We start from the raw sequence: 22,254 nt of genomic DNA, 5'->3' as shown, positions 1-22,254 counted from the left end.
ACACGTCCGGGAATCCGTAACTGTACACAGATCCCGCAGAAGACAAAGTCGGTATATGTGGAAGGCTGCTACGATTTGTCACTGACTTTCAGAAACGAACCGGCGATGATTAAACCTCTAACAACCTATAGCCCTCTTTCTGCGCGTCAGACTCACCTATAAGGACATTCGAATGCCCAAGACTTCGGCTGCAATTACTCTGAAGATTGTGAACGATGTAAGGACCTGTTTACTGTCGTTAATGCTGGCCGGGTTTGCGGCCTCAGCAACCGCTGCAGACCAGCTGTACATTTTTACCGAGAAGTACCCACCCTATAACGATTCGGTTTCCGGCGCGGGCTTCGCACACGACGAAGATGACATTGCAGGCATTTGCACTGACATGGTCAAAGCCGCCCTCGCGCGAGTTGACTACGATTACGTTATGAAAATGCGGGCATGGAGTTACGCCTACAACTGGGTTCAGGATCGCGAAAATCACGGCCTGTTCTGTACCGCCAGAACGGATGAACGTGAGGGTCAATTCCAGTGGGTGGGGCCTTTAGCATCCATTAAATGGACGCTTTTCGCCGCTCCGGACTCAAATATCCGCCTGGACTCCCTTGAAGAGGCAAAAAGTCTGAAAATTGCCGGCTATAAGGGCGATGTCATGTCTGACTACCTCATCGCCAACGGATTCAACGTCATCACAGCGGTCTCTGGTGACGTAAATACGCGGCGCCTGATGCTTGGACAGGCAGACTTGTGGGTTACGGACGGCCTGGTTGGCCCGCTGGTTGCCAAAGATGAGCATGGTATAACCGGCCTCAAGCCAGTGCTGGTATTCCGTGAAACGCCCATGTATCTGGCGTTCAGCACAAACACCGATCCCGCTATTATTGCCGACCTTCAAAAAGCCCTGGATGAGGCTCGTAAAGCCGGCGAGCTGGATAAAATCGAAGACAGTTACAAACAATAGCGAACGCATTTAAAAGCCATCAGGGCGAAGGCTCTGGTGGTTCGTCGTCGCGCACTCGCAGAAAGCTTGCAAAGCGCGGCAGGCCCGTTGCCGTGAGGCCATAGTACTTGAAGGTTATGCGAGTTCCACGAGCGGGTGGCCGGGCACGCAGCTGGTCACTGAAACCGGTTCCGATACGGAAGCGGCGACCGTTTGGAAGCTCTACTTTCAAGGCCCCCATCATGCCTTTCAATCGACCCTTGCCGCCTAGGTGTGCGACCACCACGGCCTCCGCGTCTTCATAGGTTTTTACCTTCAGAAGATCCTCAGAGCGCCCCGCCGTATACCGACTGTCGCGTCGTTTCAGCATCAAGCCTTCACCACCTTTAGCGACGACCCTGTCCAGATCAGCCATCAGCGCAGGATGAGTAGAGGCTGGTTTTTGCCCCACCAGTTTCAGGTACCGGGAATCCGCTTTTTCTACCAGTGCCTGGAGCTGCTTGTATCGCTCATAAAACGGCCCCGGGCCTGGCATATCAAAAACATGAAACCGGATGTCCCGCCATTCGCCGTGTACCGGAACGCGTTTACGTACAGCCCCGGAAAGTTCTGCAAAACGTTGTCGCCCCATCCACAGCTCGCCATCCAGAGGCACATCGGGAAAACCTGCAGTAAACCAGTTTGGCGCCTGGTAGAGGTTGCCATTGCGAGACAGAAACACCTGTCCATTCCAGTATGCTCTTACTCCATCCAGCTTCTCACTGATCCAGTATGGCTCCAGCGCAACCCCTTGCTGATAGGTGCTGGCGAGGGGCACAGGTGGCGGGCTGGCTTCGCCGGCCCGCGCAGAAAACGCCATAATCAGCAACAAGGCAGGCAGTAACCCGGTGAAAGCAACTCGCATTTGGCAGCTCAGCATGCTCTGCGCCCCGTCTTTTTCTGCAACTTCATCAGAGCTTTCTCCGTGTCTCTTTATAAAGCGTGAGTTGCTTAGTACAGGCTGCGCGGAATCCGGTACCCAGATAGCAGCTGCTGAGTGAACGGGTTGATATTGCTCGCCGCGTGCAGACGGTAACGCATCTCGCCGTCGTCAACCTGAAAACGGACATCCACTGCGCTGCTGCTAACGCCCGTTATATCGGCTTTGTCGAGAAGCCGGAACAGCGCCCAGGGGCCGCTCTCCGAGATGCTGCGCGGAGACCGATTAACACGCACTGGCACCAACGTAACCCGGCTCTCCACAGAGTCTCTGAGGGTGTTGGGCCAAACCAGAGGAATACTCTGCCGCGGGCCATGGCTGAACTCCACTAACTGGCCATCAAGGTTCACAACACTGCGTCGCTTGTTGGAAGACAGGTTCAGGGGTTCCAGGGAAAATTCCACATCCAGCGTGCCGCCGCGAGTGAAGTAGGCGCTGCGAATCTTATCCGCGTTGCCCAAAGACGCCAGCACGTCTCGTCGCACCAGCCCGGCACGGCGGGCATCTCCTACTTGCTCCGGATGATCCTCCAGAAACAGCTTCAGGTTGTCCTTGTAGAAGGTATCCAGCACGCCGCCCGGGGCAAAAAACCGTTCAAAATCCTGCAAGGCAACGTCGCGACCGGCGCCGGCATTAAACGGGTAATGCCTGGCGAGATTTTGCTGAAAAGGCTGGTAGACCTCCCGATACCATTCCCGCTCCAGCTGCGCCACAGCCTGGTCCAGCAGCACACGCCAGCTTTCCGTCGCCAACCGGTTCAATATCCTGTTCAGCGGTTCAGGCTGATGCCCCGCCATTCGCTGCAACGTGAAAATCGGATCCGCACCCTGCAGTCCCATTCTGGCCCGGGCTGCATTGAGGGCGGCTTTGCCCTTGTCTGGAGCCTCCTGGACATTGCGCATGTATTCGTGCAGATCGCTGACCACCAGCATGATCTGCTCAAGCCCACTGGGCTGATCCCCGTTCTTGTGGGTGAGCTGGTTCAGGTCGCTAAACTGGCGCTCGATGTTCTGTAACATCCGGAAGTGGGTCGACTGCTCCAGCAGCTCCCGCGCCATGGCAGCATCCCCCTCGGAGGAAGGGATAAGCTGGGTATTCCGGCGCACCTGTCCGAGGAACTGTGCCAGGGGTTGATGGCCACTGGTAAGACTTTCCAGTACCCGAACGCCGTGGTTCAAGTCGTCGAACTGCTGAACATCCACCCGGCTCAGGGCGGTTCGCCATGCGTTGGCATAGTGTTCGGCGTAGAGGTTTTGCAAACTGGCCTGCAGCTCAGCTTCATCGGCTTTGCTGAAGTCTACGTTGTCCCGGCGGCCCAGCACCCAGGCGTCGATCAGAGCCAACTCAGTGACTGTGGCGGATTTGCGCAAGAACCACTTTTCGAGGCCGTCACGGGTCAACAAGGCAGGAATACTCAAGGGATCCTGAGCCGATTCCAGCGGTTGTCCTGAGTGTTCACCCACAGGCTCGTCTGACCAGTCTCCGACCGGCTCACCATACTGATCGACACGCACAAACACGTTGCTGAACGCAGGGCCAGAGGTACGGGCCAGATCGTTTGGCTGACTGAACTCGCGCCCCGCCTCAATTTCCAGATCCCTATACACACGATCCGGCGTCGACATGCGCCCCAGTTCGTGTTGCGACCACTGCACACTGCTTTTGAAAGGCGCCAGCGCCATATCGGCAGTTACATCGCCGTTTTGGGCCTGCTGTGCCAGGTCGGTATAGGCCATGGCGTAGTCAAGATGTGCCACAAGCTTTTGCTGGACATCGCGTCGGCCCGGGAAAGCACGCTGCCAGTATTCGCTCATGTAGTTGGCGACAATATCGCTCCGGCGGCCACTGGCATCGTAGAGCATTCGCAACACTCGCAGATGTTCAAGACGCTCCGGGCTGCCGTCCGGCGCCCGGCTCATCTCACCCATCACCCCGAACATCAGTGCGGGCAGGTACTGGTAGGCCAGCATGTCGAGGTAGGAGGCTTCTACCTCCGGCCCTACCTTGTGGCCTTGGTAGAGCCCCATATCACTGATCAGCAGCCATTGTTTGCGATGGTCTCCGAACGCCAGAGTTGCCTGACGCAACTGGTCCAGTGGATCGAGTAGATTGCGGCCCGTGGTGTCCGGCTCGTAACCCACCGGTTGCCAGTTATCGATGAAACTCTGCACCCGCGTCTCAACCGAGGCCGCCGCCTCGGCGTTCTTGATGAAATAGTGCTGCCAGCCCCCTGTTATCCCCGCTCCAGTACACAAAGCGATAACAGCTGCAATGGCCACCCTGCGCTGCCGACTGCGCACAACCCGGCGGTTATCCCCGGCAAGCCCTGCTTCGGGATAGATAACGCCCGGAAAAAGCGACTGAGTAAACAGGCTTGCAGACTGGCCCGTGCGTTGGGCCGGCTGAATCGGCCCGGCTACCTGATAATGGCTGGCGGCTGCCGAGACAAAAGCATCTTCCGGCACACCTTCCTGCACAACAGAAGTGAAGTAGGTGCCGCGCACCAGTGCGGGTGTCGAGAAGGCGTCCGCAGACAGAAGGCTGGTAAGGAAGGTTTCAAGCGCGGGCTTCATGCCGGCCAGCTGGCGGGTGAATGAGTAGGCTGCTGCCCGATCTTCAGAGTCCCGCGTGCTGGCCAATACGTCCGGCAGGCGCGCATTCAAACGCGCGACCATTTCGCTGTAGCGCTCGGAAAACTCATTCAGCCAGTCATCGTTATCCAGCTGACCTTCCAGCAGGAAGGTAAACCCGAGAGCCTGCTCTTTCTCCTGTTTGCTGAACGTGCGAACAATGGGCCCAAAGCCATAAAGCAGATCCATTTTGGTAAAGGAAACATACACCGGCAGGCGCGAGCCTATCTGCTCCATCAACTCTCTCAGGCGCGTGCGCAGCAAAATTGCGTGGGCCTCTCGCTGTTCCTCGTTGGCCGCGCTCAGCTGCGCCAGATCAATCGCCAGTATCACTCCGTTCAGCGGGCGTTGCGGGCGATTACTCTCAAGCCACTGGATAAAGTGTCCCCAAAGTCGTTGCAGCATCTCCCCGGCCGCGTTCTGGCTTTGGTTCTGGCTTAGCAGTTCGCCATCCGGATCGATCAGAACGCCGTTATCGCCAACCCACCAATCGAACCCGAACGTATTGCGATCCGCGCGATTATTGCGGGTTACGTTGGTCAGGGTATAAGTCTGTCCGGAACGTTGGATAAGGCTGGATTTACCCGCGCCTTCCAGGCCCATAAGCAAATACCACGGCAAGCGATAGACTCCCCGGCGACCAGGCAGGTTTTTCTTCAGGGATGCGAGCTGACGGTCCAGCAAGCGCTGCTGCCGGCGCTCCATGGGCAGGATCGGGTCTTCCTGCTCCTGCTGCTCCTCGGCCTTCGCTGCATTAACCTTACCCAAACGGCGGGCCAGCACCGTGCCCCATATCATGACGACCAGTAACACCACACCCAGAGTGACCAATGCCCGCATCTGCCATGCCGCCAGCGGGAACTCTCCGCGCACCTCCCATTTTGGCCCGAGCCACCAGGTGGCGATCAACAACGCAATCAGGCCGAGCGCCAGAGTAAACGGTGCTGCGTTTCGAATGTATGGCAGAAGCCAGCGACCTATGAGTAAAGCTTTTCTCCACATGGTGTCCATTCCTGCTGTTCGTCCATAAAAAGGTAGCTATTTTCCCGACTCAACCCTTAGGCAAATCGTTCAAGTTGTTTCAGGAGCGCTGGTTCCCAGTCTTCAATCGCCAGGCCACCTAACTGCTGCTGCAGATCATGAATATGCCGGGCGGCCAGGCTGACCAGACCGCTGTCTTTCATCAGTCGTGCCGATGCCAGGCGCCAGTAAAACTGCTCCCGCGGTTCCCGGGCTCCTGCCAGGCCGTCTTCGAGAATTTGCATCGCTGGCGCCAGGCCTTTCTGGTCCATAAGCTCCCGCGCCGTATCGTAAGCCTGTTCCCAGGGGCTGGCACTGGTGCAGAACTGCCCCGAGGTATGTACAGGCGCCGACCAAAGCCACTCCTGAGCTTCCGCCGGCAAGAACGGGGTGCCATCGTTAAACGTCAGCTCCGCAAGCTGCGGCAGCCTTTCGACAAATTCGTCAACGTCAGAGCGAATGGCATCAGCACAGGCGTTACACCCCAAAGCGGCGGCCACACTGGCACTGAGCCGATGCCCCTCAAGCCAGAACGGGCTAACCGAAAGGCTCTGTTCTATACGCTGCCAAAGCGCCTGGTCTGGCGACTTTTCCAGGGCTTCACGGTATTGCGCAACGCGATCCGGACTCACAGCCGCCAGGTCAGAACGCTTACCATCCCGAGTGGGCGGGACAGACGTAATACTCTGCCAGATGGCGTACCGGCGAATCTGGTAGCCCAACGGCCGCTCCGGCTCGGTTCCGGTTAACATATCCGCCACTTTCAACAAGCTCTGGCGTGTGGCCCGCTCGTTACTCGGGTCCAGTGTCAGGTTACCAAGCGCCGGGCTTATAGACGTCGCCGAAGGCGCTGGACCCGCCTTGGCGCTATCGCCTGCGGCAGCGGAGCTTGCAGAGGGCGTCTCTGTGTTTTTTTCAACGTGGGTGCCGATATCCCGGGTTTGGGGCAACTGTTCAATGGCGCGCCTGAGATCAACCAAGGCATCGTCGGGCAGCTCTCGTTGTTGCGCTTGCGCCTGCAGTTTAGTGAGCACCTCAAGGCAAAAGCTGCGACCATCCCCCACACTGGCATCAAAGGAATTTCCGGCCACGCCTTTGCAGGCGCGTTGCAGCATCTGGGTAAACATCATTTTCCGGGCTCGCTTTCCCCTATCGCCAGGATAAGGCCAGCCTTCATCCCACCAGCTTTCAAGCACGCGCTGGAGCAAATACAGCGAAAGCGCAAAACGCTCTCCGTCGCCGCCCCGCTGCAGCGCAATCAGGAGAAAGCCGAGAACTTTCAGATCCTTGCTGCGGGCTGACAGTATTTTCAGGGATTCGCTCTCAACCTTGCCCCAGTCAATGTCAGTATGGGCAAGAGAACCGATTTTCATGATCTCGTCTTCAAGGAAACTGAGGGCGGAGTCCTCTCCCAGCCCGTGACCGGCGGTCGACTCGCCTTCCAAAGGTGTGACCACCAGTTCAATGTAGGGATGCTGCTCTATGACCTGCATATCTTTCTATCCTCGCGTCCTTGCGTTTGCGCTTTCACGACTCGGCTACCAGCTACAGCTCTCGCGAAGCGGGCGGATGGCGCTCTCAAAACCCGTCAGATCGAACAACAGGCCATCGATACGACTGTTTTCCGAGTAAACGCGAATATCGGTTTCCGACCCTATCGTCTTGACGGCCCGGATAGCCGGCAAGCCGCGCCCGACACTGAGCACGTAGCCGTTATCCCGCACTCTCCAGGCGCTTTGACTTGCCGTTTCCGGGACTCCAAGGCCCAGGCTTACCCGCTCTGCGTCAAGCTGCTCCGGCAGCATCAAAGTCAGTTCTGTGATGTTGTTGTGGCACTGCAGGACAAGCAAAGGCCGCGGAGGCTGCGCACCCAGCGCCGGCACTGTGACCAGAAGTCCAGCGGCCTGCCCGGTGTTGCGGTAACCGATACCACCGGCTGCAGGGTCTGTTTCCACCTGTGCATAAGCCTCACGCCAGCGCCTGGAGCGTTTTATATTGTGAAGGCCGTCATCCGGCTCTTTACCCATTTCGGGCTCTGCCAGAGGAGTACCAAATACCTCGTCAAAACACGCCAGCCTTTCCAGACGCTGGGTTTCGCCGGTGCACTTGCTGGCCTCTTCCAACTTTCCAGCCTGCGCCTGCGCGCTTATGGCTCCAAGGATCAGAGCACCCAAACAAAAAATACCGAGACTGGGCGCCCTCACGTAGGTAAGCATTAGGATTTTCATACTTCGACTACCTGATACTTCAAACACTTGTGGGCGAGCGTGCGCTTCGGCAGACCAAGGCTTTGCGCCGCCTGAGCGCGGTTGCCGCCGTATTGACGCAGGCGGTCGCGAATAATTTCAGCTTCAAACGCCTGGGCGGCGGCTTTGAGGTCGCGAATACCCTCTACGCCAAGTGCTGCGGCAACCTCTGACCTGTGTGGCTCACCGCCACAACGTTCCGTACCGTAGGGCTCTGCGAACAGATCTGTGAGGTTGAGCACTTCCGGCTGAATGTCGTCCCCGGCTGGGGTTTGCAAACACGCCAGCTCGATGATGTTGCGCAGCTCCCGGGCGTTGCCCGGAAAATCGTACGTTTCGAGGGCGCGCAGTGCATGGCTGCTGATGCCCAGAGGGCCGGTGCCTTCACGCTCGGTGTACAGGCGAATAAAGTGACGGCTGAGGGATTCAAGATCGTCCAGGCGTTCGCGCAGGGGTGTTATCTGCAGCGGAAACTGGCTCAGGCGATAGAACAGATCCCGTCGGAAGCTGCCGCCTTCAATGCTCTGGCGCAGTGGCTGGTGGGTAGCCGCTACCAGCCGGAAGTCGGAGTGCTGTTCCTTTTGTGCGCCAAGAGGCCTGAACTGACGGCTTTCCAGGACACGCAGGAGTTTGGATTGCAGCGCCATGGGCATGTCGCCGATTTCGTCCAGAAAGAGCGTGCCGCCATTGGCCTGGGCCAAAAGCCCCTCTTTGGCCTGGTCAGCGCCTGAAAACGCACCTTTGGTATGACCGAAGAGTTCGCTTTCCAGCAGGCTGTCGGGTATGGCGGCACAGTTGACCACGACCATGTTGCCGTCAGCGCGATCTGATAATTCATGAATACCTCGGGCCACCAAGTCTTTGCCGCAGCCGGTTTCGCCCTGAACCAGCACCGACAATTGGCTGCCAGCGGCGCGGACAACCTGAGCCCGCAGGCTGGTCATGGCTTTTGAGGTACCCACGAGTGTTTGGGCCAGGCTTTCACAGCGCTTACGGAGGGTTTCTGCGTCGTGCAAGTTGTCCAGTGAGCGTTTGAGCAGGCGGCGCTGCCACACCTGATCCCGGCTTTGCAGTTGCGCTATCCATTGGTGGGTGAGCAACTGCAGGAGGCCGCGATACAGAGGTTGGGCGGTTATGCTGCTCCAGTCGGGTTCGTCGCGGCAGAGTACGAGTATGCCGAGAGTTCTGCCGTCATCGCCTTTAAGAGGCTCGAGCCTTAGGGATTTCGGGCGATGACTGGCTTCGAGGAGGCACTGGAAGCCTGGGTGATCGAGGCGGTGGCTGGCAGCCCGGGCAAGTTCGCGAGCCTTGCCGGTTTGCAGCAGGTGGGCGAAGGGGTGGCTGAAGTCGCCACAGTCGAATTCGCAGGTTTCAGCCAGGTCGCTGCAGTGCAGTGTGCGGCCGCTGAGGTCGAGTTCGAGTGCCCAGCAGCGGGTTAAGCCGAAGGCGTTTTCCAGCTGTGTTGTGGCGGTTTTCAGCAAATCCGGCAGTGTGGTCTGGTGTGTCAGTGCGACTGCCAGTTCAATGCCGGTGTGCAGTTCCATCTGCATCCGTCCCATTTTTTTGTTCCCAGTATTGTTAAAACGGAGATTGCCGTCCGCGTAGCCTGCGAGACGGCTTTCCAAAACACGCTGTGAATACATCCTTGTACGCTCCGCTCCGCCATCCATGGCTCCGCAGGGTTTTGGAAAGCCGCCTCGCAGGCTACGCTAGGTTTCAGTTACTCTCAGACAACAATGCCTGTGAATCTATTTTCTTCAACGCTCAACGTAACTTTTGTTACCGGTTCTTTCGCAGCCAGCTTCTCCAACAACGCCAGCGATACCGGCGGCAGCAACTCACCCTCGATAATAGACTCCAGCATCCTCGCACCGTTTTCACTTCTTGTCGCACGGCTGCGGATGGCGTCTACCAGGGCGCCTTCCATCACCACTTCGGTGTGATAACGGTCGCGGATTTGCTGGGCCAGGCGTTCCAGTTTGTCGCCGACGATGCGGTTGAGGGTGTCTTCACCGAGCGGCAGGTAAGGTACGACTTCCATTCTTGCCAGCAACGCGGGTTTGAAGAAGTCGGCCAGCTCCGGGTACAGGGCTTCTTCGATCTTTTCCGGGTGTTCGGCGTGGTTGACGATGGTCTGATAGCCGAGGTTGGAGGTCAGGAAGAAGACGATGTTTTTGCAGTCGATCAACCGGCCTTCGCCGTCTGCCAGTTCGCCTTTGTCGAAGGCCTGGTAGAAGAGGTTGAGGACTTCCGGATGGGCTTTTTCGACTTCGTCGAGCAGCACCACGGAATAGGGTTTCTGGCGGATGGCTTCAGTGAGGATGCCGCCTTCGCCGTATCCTACGTAGCCTGGTGGCGAGCCAATCAGGCGGGAGACTGCGTGCTTCTCCTGGTACTCGGACATGTTGATGGTGGTGAGAAACTGGCGACCGCCGTAGAGGAGTTCGGCTAGTTGAACCACTGTCTCGGTTTTACCCACGCCGCTGGGGCCCACCAGCAGGAAGGCGCCCATGGGGCGGCCGGGGCGACGGAGGTCGGCGCGGGCGGTTAGCAGGTGCTGGTGCAGGCAGTCGATGGCGGTGTCCTGGCCTTTGATGTGGGCTTGCAGGTACGCCGGCAAGTGGGTGATTTTTTCCAGCTCGTCGGTGGTCATGCTGTTGACGGGGATGCCGGTCCAATCAGCGATGACTTCGGCAATCTGGCGGGCGTCTACCCGGGCGTGCACAAGAGGCTCATCAGCTTGCAGTTCAGCAAGTTCCTGTTCGAGGGCAGCAGCTTCGTTTTGCAGGCTGGGGTGTTCTTGCAGGCCAGTCTGTTCGGGCACTGCTTCAATATCGGCTTCGTCTTTTGCAATGGTTTCCTGAACGCCCGCCGGGTTGAGCAGTTGTTCGCGGATGTCCACCAGGCGGGCGACCATGTCGCGCTGGGTGTTCCAGCTTTCTTCCAGTTCGGCGGCCTGTTCATTAAGTTCGGCAATGCGTTGCTCCAGTTCCGCTTCCCGGTCTGTGTCGACGCTCTGTCCGAGAGTGTGTTCACGGTTCAGCAGTTCCTGTTCCATGGAGAGCTGGTGCAGTTCGCTGCGCACGTGGCTGAGTTTGCGCGGTGGCGTGCTCAGGTTGAGACTGACGCGGGCGCAGGCAGTGTCCAGCACATCAATGGCTTTGTCCGGGAGCTGTCGGCCTGCCAGATAGCGGGCGGACATTTCGGAGGCGGCTTGCAGGGCGCTGTCAGCGATGAGCACCTGATGGGCTTTTTCGTACACGGTGCGCAGGCCACGGAGAATGTGTACGGCTTGTGCCGGGCTGGGCTCATCCAGTGCCACTGGCTGGAAGCGACGGCTGAGGGCCGGGTCTTTTTCAAAGTACTTTTTATATTCACGCCAAGTGGTCGCTGCAATGGTCCGCAGCTCGCCACGGGCCAACGCTGGCTTGAGCAGGTTGGCGGCGTCAGAGCCGCCTTCGCTGTTGCCGGCGCCAATCAGGGTGTGGGCTTCGTCAATGAACAGAATGATGGGGATGGTTGAGGCTTTCACCGCTTCGATCACGCCTTTCAGGCGCTTTTCGAACTCGCCTTTTACCGAGGCGCCGGCCTGCAGTGCGCCCATGTCGAGAGTCCAGAGCTCTACCTTTTGCAAGCGCTCAGGCACTTCGGCGTTCACGATGCGCAGAGCCAGGCCTTCTACGATTGCGCTTTTGCCTACACCCGCGTCCCCTATCACGATGGGATTGTTCTTGCGTCGACGGCAGAGGATATCAATCATCTGGTCGATTTCGGCATCGCGGCACACCACCGGGTCGAGCTTTCCTGAGCGGGCCAACGCGGTAAAATCGGTTGCGTAACGCGTGAGCGGGTCCATATCAGCCTCGACCCCGGGGGCACCTGCTTCGCCCTGTACCATGCCTGGCCGCTCGGCGGAACCTGCGGTCATGGTGTCGAACTGGCGGCGCAGCTGTTCGCGGTTTATGTCCTGGAGTTGCTGACTTACCTGGGGTGCAAGGTAGCGGTCGGCGTTCATCAGCAATGCCAGGAAGATCGCGCCGGAGCGCAAATCCCGGTGGTCCAGCTCCGTTGACGCCAGCAGCCAGGCATCCTGCAGAAGATCAATGAGCAGCGGCGAAAAAGATGGATAAGGCTCCGCGGTCTGCAGTTCACCGCTCAGACTTTCACCAACAACAGGCTGAAACTCCTGATAGTTAATGCCCGCCTGTTCCAGAATCTGGCGCACGTCGGAAAACGGCGTTTCCAGCAACTTGAACAACAGGTGTGCCGGGGTAATTTCTGCTCCCTGGCGGCTGATGCAAAGCGCAGCAGAGGCTTCCAGCCCGTTGCGGCATATGTCGTTGAGGCGCCCGATAAGCGCCGGCAGTTCTACCCGAATCACAGTGATATCCTTATTTCGGTAGTTGTTCCAGTACGCTGAGCACATCCTTTATGCGTTCTTCCAGCGCTATGTTGTAAAGGCTGTATATCCCCACCATGGCCGCCGCAAACAACCCTGCAATGCCCCAGAGCGGCAGCCCGCTGCGTAGCCGGTTGCGCGCCGGTGTTACGTTGATCTGTGCGTCTGCCAGAGGCTCAGGGGCAGAGTCTTCCTTGAGCGACTGAAGCTGCTCATGAAGCCCACGCAAAATCTGCTCGTACTCATCATGGCCGTTTTCCATTACCTTGTAACGGCCCTCAAAACCCAGGCACAGACACAGGTAGATAAACGCCAGCATGTCTTTGTAGCGTGCCGGCTCCTGTTCCATGCGCGCAAGGATGGCGAATACTTTCTCGCCGCCCCAGGTTTCATTGTGGAAACGAGACAGCAACGAATGCTGCGACCACACACTGTGGGCGCCCCAGCCCGTGCCCAGCACCGCCTCATCAATGAAGGCGCAAAGCACGTAACGATAAGCCACCACAGTGGGGCGTTCGTAGCCCTGCTCAATCAGCTCACGATCTATAGCGGTCACCTCATCCACCACCTGCTGGTAGAGACTCTCTACCGCGCCAAAATCCGCCAGCCGACGAATCCGGATGACCAGCCCGAGCAAAGACGTGGCTGCATCAGTCAGACGATTATCTTCCAGCCCCCTGAGCTGGAACTGGTCATTGCCAAAATCGCCGCCGGAGACGCCGTTTTGCTGCTCTTCGGCAAACAACAGGTCACTGAATGCACTGCCGCCGGAATGCCTGCTGCCATTGGGTAAATCCATTACCTGTGCATTTGTCATGATCTAACTCCTGATTGCCCAGAACTGCATTTCCAGACCCGGGAAGCTGCCCGCCACGTGGAAGGCAAAACCGCTGGCGTTGTCGAGCATTTGCCAGGCCTGGCTTTGATCGTCCAGCCGAAAGTACACAAACCCGGCGTGATACGGCAATTGACGCGGCGCCACCGGCAAAGCAGATAGCGGAATACCCGGAAGTTGCAAGCTGATGAGATCGCGAATTTTCTCCACCGAGGCCACCTTGCACTGCTGGGTAAACTGCTTGCGCAGATCGTCCAGTGGCATGTCGGCTTTCACCGCCAGAATGAACTCGGCACCGCTTATCAGCTGGCCGTCCTGAACCGGAGCGACCGTCAGTCCGTACTGGCGCTGCTGCAACTGAATAGCCAGTGCACGCGGCTCCAATACCGTGCTGAGAGATTGCCGCAGGACCTGCATCAGTGGGGTAAAACAGTCTTCCGGCAGGTCGTGATCGTAGGCCGCGTATTCCCGCGGAAGGCGGCCCTCGTCGGTAAAGGTCACCAGCTCGCCGCAAAGCTCCAACAAGGCTTCGAACAAACGCTCCGGGTGCAGCTGGCGTAAACGGGCCAGGTGCATGAACCTCGGGTGTGCGCGGTTGAGCAGCTGCAGCAACATGAAATCCGCCACGTCAGCAACACCACCCTGCCCTGGCGCACCAACACGTTCTGCAATATTGCGTGCACGTTCGCGCATTAAACCGGCCATTTCGCCGACAAACCGCTGCAATCTCGGCGCCGACCGAACGCTGAGCATGGTCGGAATAAAGCTCGGGTCCATCACCAGGCTGCCGTCCGGACGTTTCTCCAGGATCCGGCCGATGGCCAGCGCGGCGTAGGCGCTTCGGTCATCTCGCTCCAACATGAGGCGCGGGGCTACACCGGCAACGTCGATAGTGTGGGCATCACCATCAATGGAGTGCAGATCCCGGATTTCTGTACTCTGGGCCCGGAATCGTCCTGCCACCGGCGCATCCGGCCATTCCACCTCCGCCAGACTGTCGCTACCCAGCGGTAAAACCAGATACACAACCTGATTGGCCACTGAGGCATCGGCGATTTCCAAGGGCTCTGGCATCACATCGTCCTGGGGCAGGTTGAAGCGGGTGCCATCGGGGAACAAACCAGTGGCCCGCACCAGGCCGACGCGCCCGAAGCTCAGATATTCCGCGTTCAGCTCCAGATCGCTGAATCCATACAGGTAGTCCGAAACTGCCAGAGATCGTTCATTGATCTGATGTTCCAGATACCGCTGCTGTTGCTGGAAGTGCTGGGGTTTGATAAATAGACCATCACTCCAGATCACTCGATTTGTCACGGCCATCAGGTTTCTTCCGACCGCTTGAGTTGCACTTCCCTCTCCCGCAGATTCACCAGAAGATGATAACGACCACCGACAGGGTCCACCCTGACCACCTTTTTCCACTGGGACAGATTCGGGTAGGCGTAGAAAGCAATCACACCGATAAACCGGGTGTCCTTACTGATCTCAAACGGTTCCACAAACTTGAACTGACCGGGTACCAGTGTGTAATCGCTGTGATCGATGTAGTTCCGACCAAGGGAGTCCTTCAGGTTATTCAGCAGCTGGTCAAAATCACCCGCCATCAACAACGAGCTGTCACGCATTTCAATAATCTGAAAGGCGACCGGTGTCGGTGCCAGGGACTCGTTCGGGTTCACACCCGGCTCGGCCACCATGGTCAAATCTACGCGACTGGGGAGATCTTCCGGGTAGCCCACTGGGATGTCGGGATCCCAAAGTACTTTCGCGGTTTTAGTGACGGCGTTATAGGGCGTGCTGCATCCCGCAAGCACAAATACCATCGTCATTATCAGCAAGTTCCATTTGCGGGTTTTCACAGCAAGTTCTCCCTTTGTAGTTGACGCAAGTGCTTGTCGTAAGCCTGATCGAACACTTCCTGAAACAGGCGTTCAAAACCCTGCTGACGACTCGATTTCAGTTCCCGGTAATAGTGCTGGTACATATCCCAGGCCCAACGACCTTCGTCTTCATTCTGTTGCAAGCCCCGGCGATAACCATGGAAACGGCGCAACAGAGCTTCCGGTGAAAACGCATGGAGAATGGCGTCCAGCGCTTCACCGATCGCCTCGCGGGTAGCTCGCTGATGGTGGTTCAGGCTTTGCAGGCTTTCCTGAACGGCAGCAGGCGCCGACAAATGCACTGGACTGCGTTCGCTGGCAAACAGGGTTTGTACGGTTTCCTCATAATCCCCGCCAAGACGCAATGGGTTATCTTCGATGGGCTGCAAGCGTGTACGCAGCGCCTGATGCCGGCTGTCTTCACCCAGGTGCAGGGCCAGCAAGCCTTCTATGGTTGCTTTCAGGGTCTGCCCAACCTCTTCCAGGAAAAGCTGCATGCCGTCGCTGTCGGCAAAGTTGAGCCCTGTTCCCATCCCCTGCATCAGCGGAGTAGCACTGATATGTTTGCGGCTTTGATCGCTCTGGTGAAGGTTCGTTTCACCACGCCTCTGCTCCCGTGCGTCGGTATTGGTTTGTGACATCCTGTCCCTCTCTCCTTTTCTTGCCGGAAGCCCCATCGCCACATCGCGATTTTCCCGGTACTCATCCGTTACGTCGGTTTCAGCCGCAAACCAGGCGCGCTCGCTTGCCATCAGCGTGCACTCCTCCTGATCAGCGCGGGTTGGCTCATCCTGCCAGTGCAGCATGGGGTCCGAACTTGCGGTTTGTGCAGCCACCGGCACCAGCCCTTCCAGAGGTTCTGCTACCTGCATGTCGCTTTCACGCCCGCCCCCGCGGGCCAGCTCGCCTTCGGCTATATCCACAAGCTTTCTGTCTTCTACGGCCTCCCGGGGCTCGAGCTCCTGACCGGCCGGCGCATCTGTCAGCCCTCCTGCCAATAATTCTGCCCGTAGGCGATAACGACCAATACTAACCGTGTCGCCCTGGTTCAACCGCGCCCGGCGGCCACGCCCCACGGGCTGAGTGGCGCTGTTGATGTAGGTTCGGCCGCTGCGATCAATCAGGCAGTAACCGCCATCAAGAAGCCGGATTTCCGCATGGCCCGGAACGGCGCCGGTGCGGTGTGCCGAAAGCTGCCAGGTATCACTCTCGGCAGTGCCTATAGAGCCACCCTGGGGGCCAAAACTGTGTTCAATGCCTGCCCCACTGCGCGTGCTGCCGGGGTTGGTGACCGTCAGCTTCAGTCCGGTTAACTGCCGCTCTTCCATGATCGGGTTCCTTTTCATATTAACGGCGTATCTGAATCCGCACGGCGGGCCGGCGCCGAGACTTTTCCGGGGTTACGAAAGAGCTCCAGCCCAGGCGCACGTCCTCACCCAGCTGCATCGGGCGGATATCCTGTGCCCGCATTTGCAGTTCCAGGTCGTAGGCCAGTTGCTCTCGAGTGGCGAATTCCACCAACTTCACCAGGCGCTGGTGATCCCGTCCATTGGGCAGAAAATCCGCAAAACGTTGGCGGCTGAGATTGCGGACCCGCAAAATAAATTTACCGCTGCGGTCACGAACCCGGGAGCCCACCAGCGTGTCATTCCCGAGTGAGGCGTTACTTTGACCAAGGCGGGTTTGCTGATCCTCATCGATGGTCACCTTGCGCAAAACCCATTGTTCAATGCTGACGTCGTCCAGATCGAAACAGTGGCCCACAATGCCACTGACAACCTCTGGAGAGCGGCTCCGGCCTGCCATCAATCCGGAATAGGCCAGCATCTTTGACCAGTTAACCGGGGTAGCCTCCCGCAAGCGGCTATCGCCAAGACCTATGAGGGCATAGATCAGATTGGAAAATCCATCCGACGCGCCGGGGCGAAAACGCACGTAGTAACGGTATTTGCGCCATGATCGGTGAAATAGAGTGACCAGCCGGTGATTGAAAAAGTCCAGAAAATGCCGGCGCACCCCCAGATCCTGACCGGCTTCCCAGGCCAGATCCTCTAGGTAGTAACCGGGCAGCGGCGACTGGGAACCGTGCAGGCCCAGAAAGCTCACTTCCATCTGATAGGGGCCGTGCTCATGCTCCGGCGACAAGGCCGAAATCACATCGCTGCCAGGAAACCCCAGCCCCGCAGATGACGAAAAGCGGATGCGCTCCTGTCGCGGCTGATCGTCCCGGAGGCCCTCCAGATCATCACCATGGTGCCGATGTATCAGATCCACCAGCTGAAAAAAGCTGTACCGTCGCGCATTGCCCAGAACGGGTTGCAGGCCGGCTACATCAGCGGCTGCTGACCTTGCTGTAACGTCCATGTATACCGTTCCTGGTTGTCTGTGTTCACCACTTCCAGTTGGTGAAACGCGTTGATGCTGGCATAAAGTGCAAAGAACTGACTAAGTACGGTGCCAAACAGGTACAAATCGCCTTCCGAGGCAAAGGCCTGCTGGTCCAACTTCATTACCGAACGAATCCCCCGCACCGGCAACCCCCGGATCATCTTGTCCACCGGGTTGGTTTCGATGGCGCTGATGCCTGCAAGTCGCTTCTGGGATACCCGCTCCGCCTGGCGATCCACCAGCGCGCGGAAGTCATACACTCGCAATACGGTGCGCAGAGCATCCACGTCCAGCATCGAGAGATAGTTCAGCGACAGATTCGAAATCAGCGTCCACAGCAGGCTGCCATCAAGCGTTGGCCTCAACGTCGCAGTGGGACGAGTGATGTTGCTGAATGACGCGAACGCTGGCGTGGTTTCCGTTGCCATGCACACCTCCCCGACCGCCAACTGCTGAGGCAGTTGCCGGTTGGTGCAGGTCAGAGTCAGGGAAATCGCTTCCTGGCGATCCATGCATTCAGACTCATCGCCCCGAACGAACGAGATATAGTGATCAAACCCATCACCGCGCACACTGTCCCTGGCCCGAACCCGGTAGTACAACGCTGTGCGGCCACGATCCCTCTCAACCTCATGCTGAAAACTCTCGAAAGCCGTGTAAAGCCGACGCTCGCCACGCCCCGAACGACCTTCCAGCCAGCCTTCAACCTGTTCAATGCTGAACACTTCAAAATGATCCGGCGACCGGCTGGAGGCCAGAATCCGGTACTCGGTCTGGAGCCCGTTAAGATCAACCGGCTCACCCTCATGGGTAAACAGATTCACCGCCGGCGTGCAGTAAAGCTGCATATCCTCAGCCCGAACCCGCGCGTCCGGCGGTAGAATCCGGCTGAAATGAAAACGCAAACTGATCTCATCTGCCTGAACCGCCGGCAAACGATTCCCAAGGCCGGTGATATCCACAAACCGGAACGCCTCCGGAAAACTCAGGTATTCCTGCAGAATCCGGTAACCTGGATAAGCATTCTTGGGATAAGGCAACAAAGCCTCATCACTGGCAAAACCAACCGGCTTCAATAAAGAGGTCGGCAGGCTGTAAACCGAATCGCCAACGACCAGCTCCATGCGACTCAGATAGTGGTTCAACCACAGATAGAGCGTTTCAGCCGTGTGATTATCCCCACCCAAATAAAATCGCAGGCTATCAAGGTCCAAGGCGCTTAAGGGTTGGTCCGTGTGAAGTGCCAAATCCACTGTCATCGACGACACTTCCCGCGAATGTTCTGCGTGAGCATCGGCGACACTTATAGGAAACACATCTACCGCTCGACAGGTGCGAAACCGGCATTGTGTCTGCCGCGTGGCATCACCTAAAGGGCGACTTTTGATCTCGGTATGCCGCTCAACCCGTTGCCGCTCACTGATCGCGTGCAATTGAGGATCAAACCGCATGATGGTGCAGCTGGGAACCGGGCGTAGGTAGTTCGGCCACAACATATTCAGCAGAGAATGCGTCAGCTCCGGAAACTCATCCTCCACTTTTTCACGAAGTTTCCCGGTCAGAAACGCAAAGCCTTCCAACAAGCGCTCAACGTCCGGGTCGGTACTTTGCTCCGACAAAAACCGAGTCAACTGCGGATGCGCCTCAGCAAACTCACGCCCCTGCAAGCGCAAAAAGCTCAACTCATCCCTGTAAAACCGATTCAACTTCATCTCAACTACACCAATGTTCGACAAGAGGGGGTGGGGATGCTTTTCTGGCGGGAAAAAGATGTCTGAGCGAAGCGAGTTGTTTTTTCCCAGAAGAAAAGCATCCCCACCCCCTCGCCCCACCATGGTCCCAGTCAGTCACATCACTCGGTAGTAACGTTTGTCATCCAGTAATAAATCTATCGTTGTTTTGTCGTCTTTTGCGCCGACGTTCAGGTAGACCGTTACCTGAAAACGCAGTTGCAAGGGATCCTGCCCTTGGGGCAAGGCAACCACATCCACCCGTTTTACTCTGGGTTCATACTTCTCGATGCATTGCCGGATCGCACTTCGAATCTGGATACTCAGATCGTGGGTGCCCAGAGTCGCATCGTTGAAGTCCAACAACCCAAGTTCTGGCGCGCAAGCGCTATTGCCGGGGTGGGCATTGAGCAGTCTTACCAGATGGCGCTTGATGGAGCTCACCACATGGGTAACTTCGCCCATGCCTTGCCCTTCCGGAGCGGCGGCCTGCTCCAATCGTTCGAACAGGCTCCCACCCATGGTTTGCGCGTCACTGCTGAACACGGATTAATCCTTGTCCAGACGGCCTACCAGCGACAGCTCAAAGTTAGCCCCCATGTATTTGAAGTGCGGACGCACAGCCAGGGACACCTGATACCAGCCCGGATCGCCTTCCACATCGGAGACCGTTATCTGAGCCGCGCGCAACGGCCGGCGGCTACGTACTTCAGCTGGCGGGTTTTCCTGATCGGCCACGTACTGGCGAATCCAGGTGTTCAGTTCGCGTTCCAGATCCTGACGCTCTTTCCAGGAGCCAATCTGCTCGCGCTGCAGCACCTTGATGTAGTGGGCCAGGCGGTTAACGATCATCATGTATGGCAGCTGGGTGCCCAACTTGTAGTTGGTTTCCGCTTCTTTGCCTTCTTTGGTGTTCGGAAACTGCTTGGGCTTCTGCACGGAGTTGGCGGAGAAGAAAGCCGCGTTATCGCTGCCCTTGCGCATGGTGAGGGAGATAAAGCCTTCATCGGCCATTTCGTATTCACGACGATCAGTGATCAGCACTTCGGTCGGAATCTTGGCTTCAAGCTGGCCGAAAGATTCGAACAGATGAACCGGGAGGTCTTCTACTGCACCACCGCTTTGTGGGCCGATAATATTCGGGCACCAGCGGTATTTGGCAAAGCTTTCAGTCAATCGGGTCGCAAGCAGGTAGGCGGTATTGCCCCACAGGTAATGCTCATGATCGCCGGACACGTCTTCCTTGTAGTTGAAGCTGCGCACCGGATTCTCGCTGGGGTCGTATGGCACCCGCAGCAGAAAACGCGGAGACGTCAGGCCCAGGTAACGGGCATCTTCGGATTCACGCAGTGAACGCCATTTGGCGTATTTCGGGCCTTCAAAAACAGCTTTCAGCTCCTTGATGGCAGGCAGTTCCTGGTAGCTATCCACGCCAAAGAACGATGGAGCAACCGAAGACAGGAAAGGCGCGTGGGCCATGGCACCAACAGACGATACATACTGCAACAGCTTCATGTCCGGGGTGGAGGGTGTGAACGAGTAATTACCCACCACGGCACCCACGGGCTCGCCGCCAAACTGGCCATATTCCGTGGAGTAGATGTGCTGGTAAAAACCGGTCTGGGTAACGTCGGGGGCAAACTCGAAGTCTTCAAGCAGTTCGGTTTTAGTGGCGTGCAGGATATCCACTTTGATATTTTCGCGGAAATCGGTGCGATCAACCATCAGCTTGAGGCCGCGCCAGGAGGATTCCAGTTCCTGCAGTTTTGGTGCATGCAGGATTGCATCCATCTGGGCGCTGATCTTGCGATCCAGTTCGACCACCATCTGGTCAACCAGCGCCTTGTTGACGGGCTGACCTTTCTCTTCACTTTTCAGCAGGTTGGCAATAAATGTTGCGACGCCTTTGCGAGCGACATCATAGCCCTCGTCGGCCGGGGCCATACGGCTGTTGGCCATGACCTGGTCGAGTAACGAGCCTTCCATTACGGATTCGGAGGCAGCAGATTGCTGCACAGTAGTATCAGACATACCACATCCCTTTAGTACGTGATTGATATTCAGTGGTGTGCACCGCGCTCGGGCGGCAGCTCTGTTTACTCGCTGTCGGTAGCCAGTTCCAGCTCAGACAACAGGGTTTCCCTGGCTTCGTCGTTATCCAGTAATTCCTGAAGCTTGGCCCGGAACGACGGAACATTACCCAACGGGCCTTTCAAGGCGACAAGTGCTTCCCGCAGTTCAATGAGTTTCTTCATCTCGGGAACCTGACGGGCGATGCTGTCGGGGGAGAAATCATCCAGGGTCTGGAATTCGAGATTGACCGGCAGTTCGTCAGCTTGCTCTTCCAGCTGGTTGGATACGATGGTGGATAGCGTGAGGCCCGCCTCTTTCATGACAGAACGAAAGTTGTTCTTGTCGACAGAAATGGCCTTACGTTCTTCGATGGGGGTTTCTTCAGCGTGTCCCTTGAAATCACCAACAACGAACATTTTCAGCGGCAGTTCAGTTTCAGCCTGCTGATCTCCGGTGGCGGGGACATACTTGATATTGATGCGCTCTTTCGGCGCGACAGAACCGTCTTTGGACGACATGGCTTGCTCCCTGTGCAAATCATTTGCAGTTGTTCAATCCCTTGTGCGAACCATCCTGGTACGCGACGTCAAAACTGTACACATGTGGCCAGGGTTTCTCAAGCAAAAACTGGCCAGCAATCCGTCAACTTGTGAGCACGGGCAAACTTTTGCCACATCGCCACGGCTGTGCCCTGTGAGCCACGGCAACCGGAGAATGGGTCAATGACTGCAGGCAGCGCCGTGGCTATACTCTTGCAAACAATTGCGGAATATCACTGCAAGATCCCAAAAACCAAGGAGGAAATTGATATGAGCGACCTGAGAGCCAGGTTCGATGAGGCGGTAAACTACATCCAGAATGCAGAAGGTGATTTCAAACCTTCCAACGAGATGAAGCTGGAGTTTTACGCTCTGTACAAGCAGGCAACTGCAGGCGATGTGTCGGGCAAGCGCCCGGGCATGATGGATTTTGTGGGCCGCGCCAAATACGACGCCTGGGAACAGTGCAAAGGCATGTCCAAAGACGACGCCATGCAGAAGTACATCGACAAGCTCGAGGCCCTCAAGTAATAAGCTACCCTGCATTCCGATCCCGGCAAAAACCTCGCCGGGATCGCACTCCTGATTCGGAGCCCTG

At 57.4% G+C, this 22,254-nt stretch carries 17 protein-coding genes; 2 read left to right on the top strand and 15 right to left on the bottom strand.

Annotation, left to right across the window (positions count from 1 at the left end):
- Positions 1-172 precede the first annotated feature (172 nt).
- Positions 173-958, top strand: coding sequence for a substrate-binding periplasmic protein (locus tag FFI90_RS08625; protein ID WP_144777631.1), 786 nt, complete (start codon positions 173-175; stop codon positions 956-958).
- A gap of 19 nt (positions 959-977) precedes the next feature.
- Here FFI90_RS08625 and FFI90_RS08620 read toward each other — a convergent pair whose 3' ends face one another.
- From FFI90_RS08620 to tssB, 15 genes are all read right to left on the bottom strand, one after another.
- Positions 978-1,856 carry a DNA ligase gene (locus tag FFI90_RS08620; protein WP_222120502.1) on the bottom strand — a complete coding sequence of 293 codons (879 nt, stop codon included), beginning with the start codon at positions 1,854-1,856 and terminating at the stop codon, positions 978-980.
- Positions 1,857-1,927: 71 nt separating this feature from the next.
- A complete protein-coding gene (gene tssM, locus FFI90_RS08615) occupies positions 1,928-5,557 on the bottom strand; it encodes a type VI secretion system membrane subunit TssM (RefSeq protein WP_144777630.1) in 3,630 nt (1,209 codons plus the stop codon).
- A 47-nt stretch (positions 5,558-5,604) separates the two neighbouring features.
- Positions 5,605-7,059, bottom strand: coding sequence for a type VI secretion system protein TssA (gene tssA / locus FFI90_RS08610; protein WP_144777629.1), 1,455 nt, complete (start codon positions 7,057-7,059; stop codon positions 5,605-5,607).
- Between the two features lie 45 nt (positions 7,060-7,104).
- Positions 7,105-7,794, bottom strand: coding sequence for a type VI secretion system-associated protein VasI (gene vasI / locus FFI90_RS08605; protein WP_246123447.1), 690 nt, complete (start codon positions 7,792-7,794; stop codon positions 7,105-7,107).
- Positions 7,791-9,362 carry a sigma-54-dependent Fis family transcriptional regulator gene (locus FFI90_RS08600; RefSeq protein ID WP_144778286.1) on the bottom strand — a complete coding sequence of 524 codons (1,572 nt, stop codon included), beginning with the start codon at positions 9,360-9,362 and terminating at the stop codon, positions 7,791-7,793. Before FFI90_RS08600 ends, vasI begins: the two co-directional genes overlap by 4 nt.
- A 176-nt stretch (positions 9,363-9,538) precedes the next feature.
- Positions 9,539-12,238 (bottom strand): type VI secretion system ATPase TssH, encoded by a 2,700-nt coding sequence (tssH, locus tag FFI90_RS08595; protein WP_144777628.1) that lies wholly within the window; start codon positions 12,236-12,238, stop codon positions 9,539-9,541.
- Positions 12,204-13,028 (bottom strand): type IVB secretion system protein IcmH/DotU, encoded by an 825-nt coding sequence (gene icmH / locus FFI90_RS08590; protein ID WP_144777627.1) that lies wholly within the window; start codon positions 13,026-13,028, stop codon positions 12,204-12,206. The genes tssH and icmH overlap by 35 nt, the downstream gene beginning before the upstream one ends.
- Before the next feature lie 3 nt (positions 13,029-13,031).
- A complete protein-coding gene (gene tssK / locus FFI90_RS08585) occupies positions 13,032-14,366 on the bottom strand; it encodes a type VI secretion system baseplate subunit TssK (RefSeq protein ID WP_144777626.1) in 1,335 nt (444 codons plus the stop codon).
- Positions 14,366-14,905: a type VI secretion system lipoprotein TssJ gene (gene tssJ / locus FFI90_RS08580; RefSeq protein WP_144777624.1), complete on the bottom strand. Its 540-nt coding sequence runs from the start codon at positions 14,903-14,905 to the stop codon at positions 14,366-14,368. Before tssJ ends, tssK begins: the two co-directional genes overlap by 1 nt.
- Complete coding sequence (gene tagH / locus FFI90_RS08575; RefSeq protein ID WP_144777622.1) at positions 14,902-16,254, bottom strand: type VI secretion system-associated FHA domain protein TagH; 1,353 nt, start codon at positions 16,252-16,254, stop codon at positions 14,902-14,904. The genes tssJ and tagH overlap by 4 nt, the downstream gene beginning before the upstream one ends.
- 19 nt (positions 16,255-16,273) lie before the next feature.
- Entirely contained in the window at positions 16,274-17,290 is a 1,017-nt protein-coding gene (gene tssG, locus FFI90_RS08570; protein ID WP_144777620.1) for a type VI secretion system baseplate subunit TssG, read from the bottom strand.
- A complete protein-coding gene (tssF, locus tag FFI90_RS08565; RefSeq protein ID WP_144777618.1) occupies positions 17,254-19,026 on the bottom strand; it encodes a type VI secretion system baseplate subunit TssF in 1,773 nt (590 codons plus the stop codon). The genes tssG and tssF overlap by 37 nt, the downstream gene beginning before the upstream one ends.
- 135 nt (positions 19,027-19,161) lie before the next feature.
- On the bottom strand, positions 19,162-19,566 hold the full coding sequence (gene tssE / locus FFI90_RS08560) for a type VI secretion system baseplate subunit TssE (RefSeq protein WP_144778285.1): 405 nt from the start codon (positions 19,564-19,566) through the stop codon (positions 19,162-19,164).
- Between the two features lie 27 nt (positions 19,567-19,593).
- Positions 19,594-21,075, bottom strand: a complete 1,482-nt coding sequence (gene tssC / locus FFI90_RS08555; RefSeq protein ID WP_144777616.1) for a type VI secretion system contractile sheath large subunit — start codon at positions 21,073-21,075, stop codon at positions 19,594-19,596.
- A 65-nt stretch (positions 21,076-21,140) separates the two neighbouring features.
- On the bottom strand, positions 21,141-21,635 hold the full coding sequence (gene tssB / locus FFI90_RS08550; protein WP_144777613.1) for a type VI secretion system contractile sheath small subunit: 495 nt from the start codon (positions 21,633-21,635) through the stop codon (positions 21,141-21,143).
- 291 nt (positions 21,636-21,926) lie between these two features.
- On the opposite strand from tssB, the gene FFI90_RS08545 reads away from it, so the two are divergent.
- Positions 21,927-22,187 carry an acyl-CoA-binding protein gene (locus FFI90_RS08545; RefSeq protein WP_144777612.1) on the top strand — a complete coding sequence of 87 codons (261 nt, stop codon included), beginning with the start codon at positions 21,927-21,929 and terminating at the stop codon, positions 22,185-22,187.
- Positions 22,188-22,254 lie beyond the last annotated feature (67 nt).

This window comes from Marinobacter maritimus (assembly GCF_007671675.1).
Classification (GTDB): domain Bacteria; phylum Pseudomonadota; class Gammaproteobacteria; order Pseudomonadales; family Oleiphilaceae; genus Marinobacter; species Marinobacter maritimus.
This window is presented reverse-complemented; position numbering and strand designations above follow the sequence as displayed.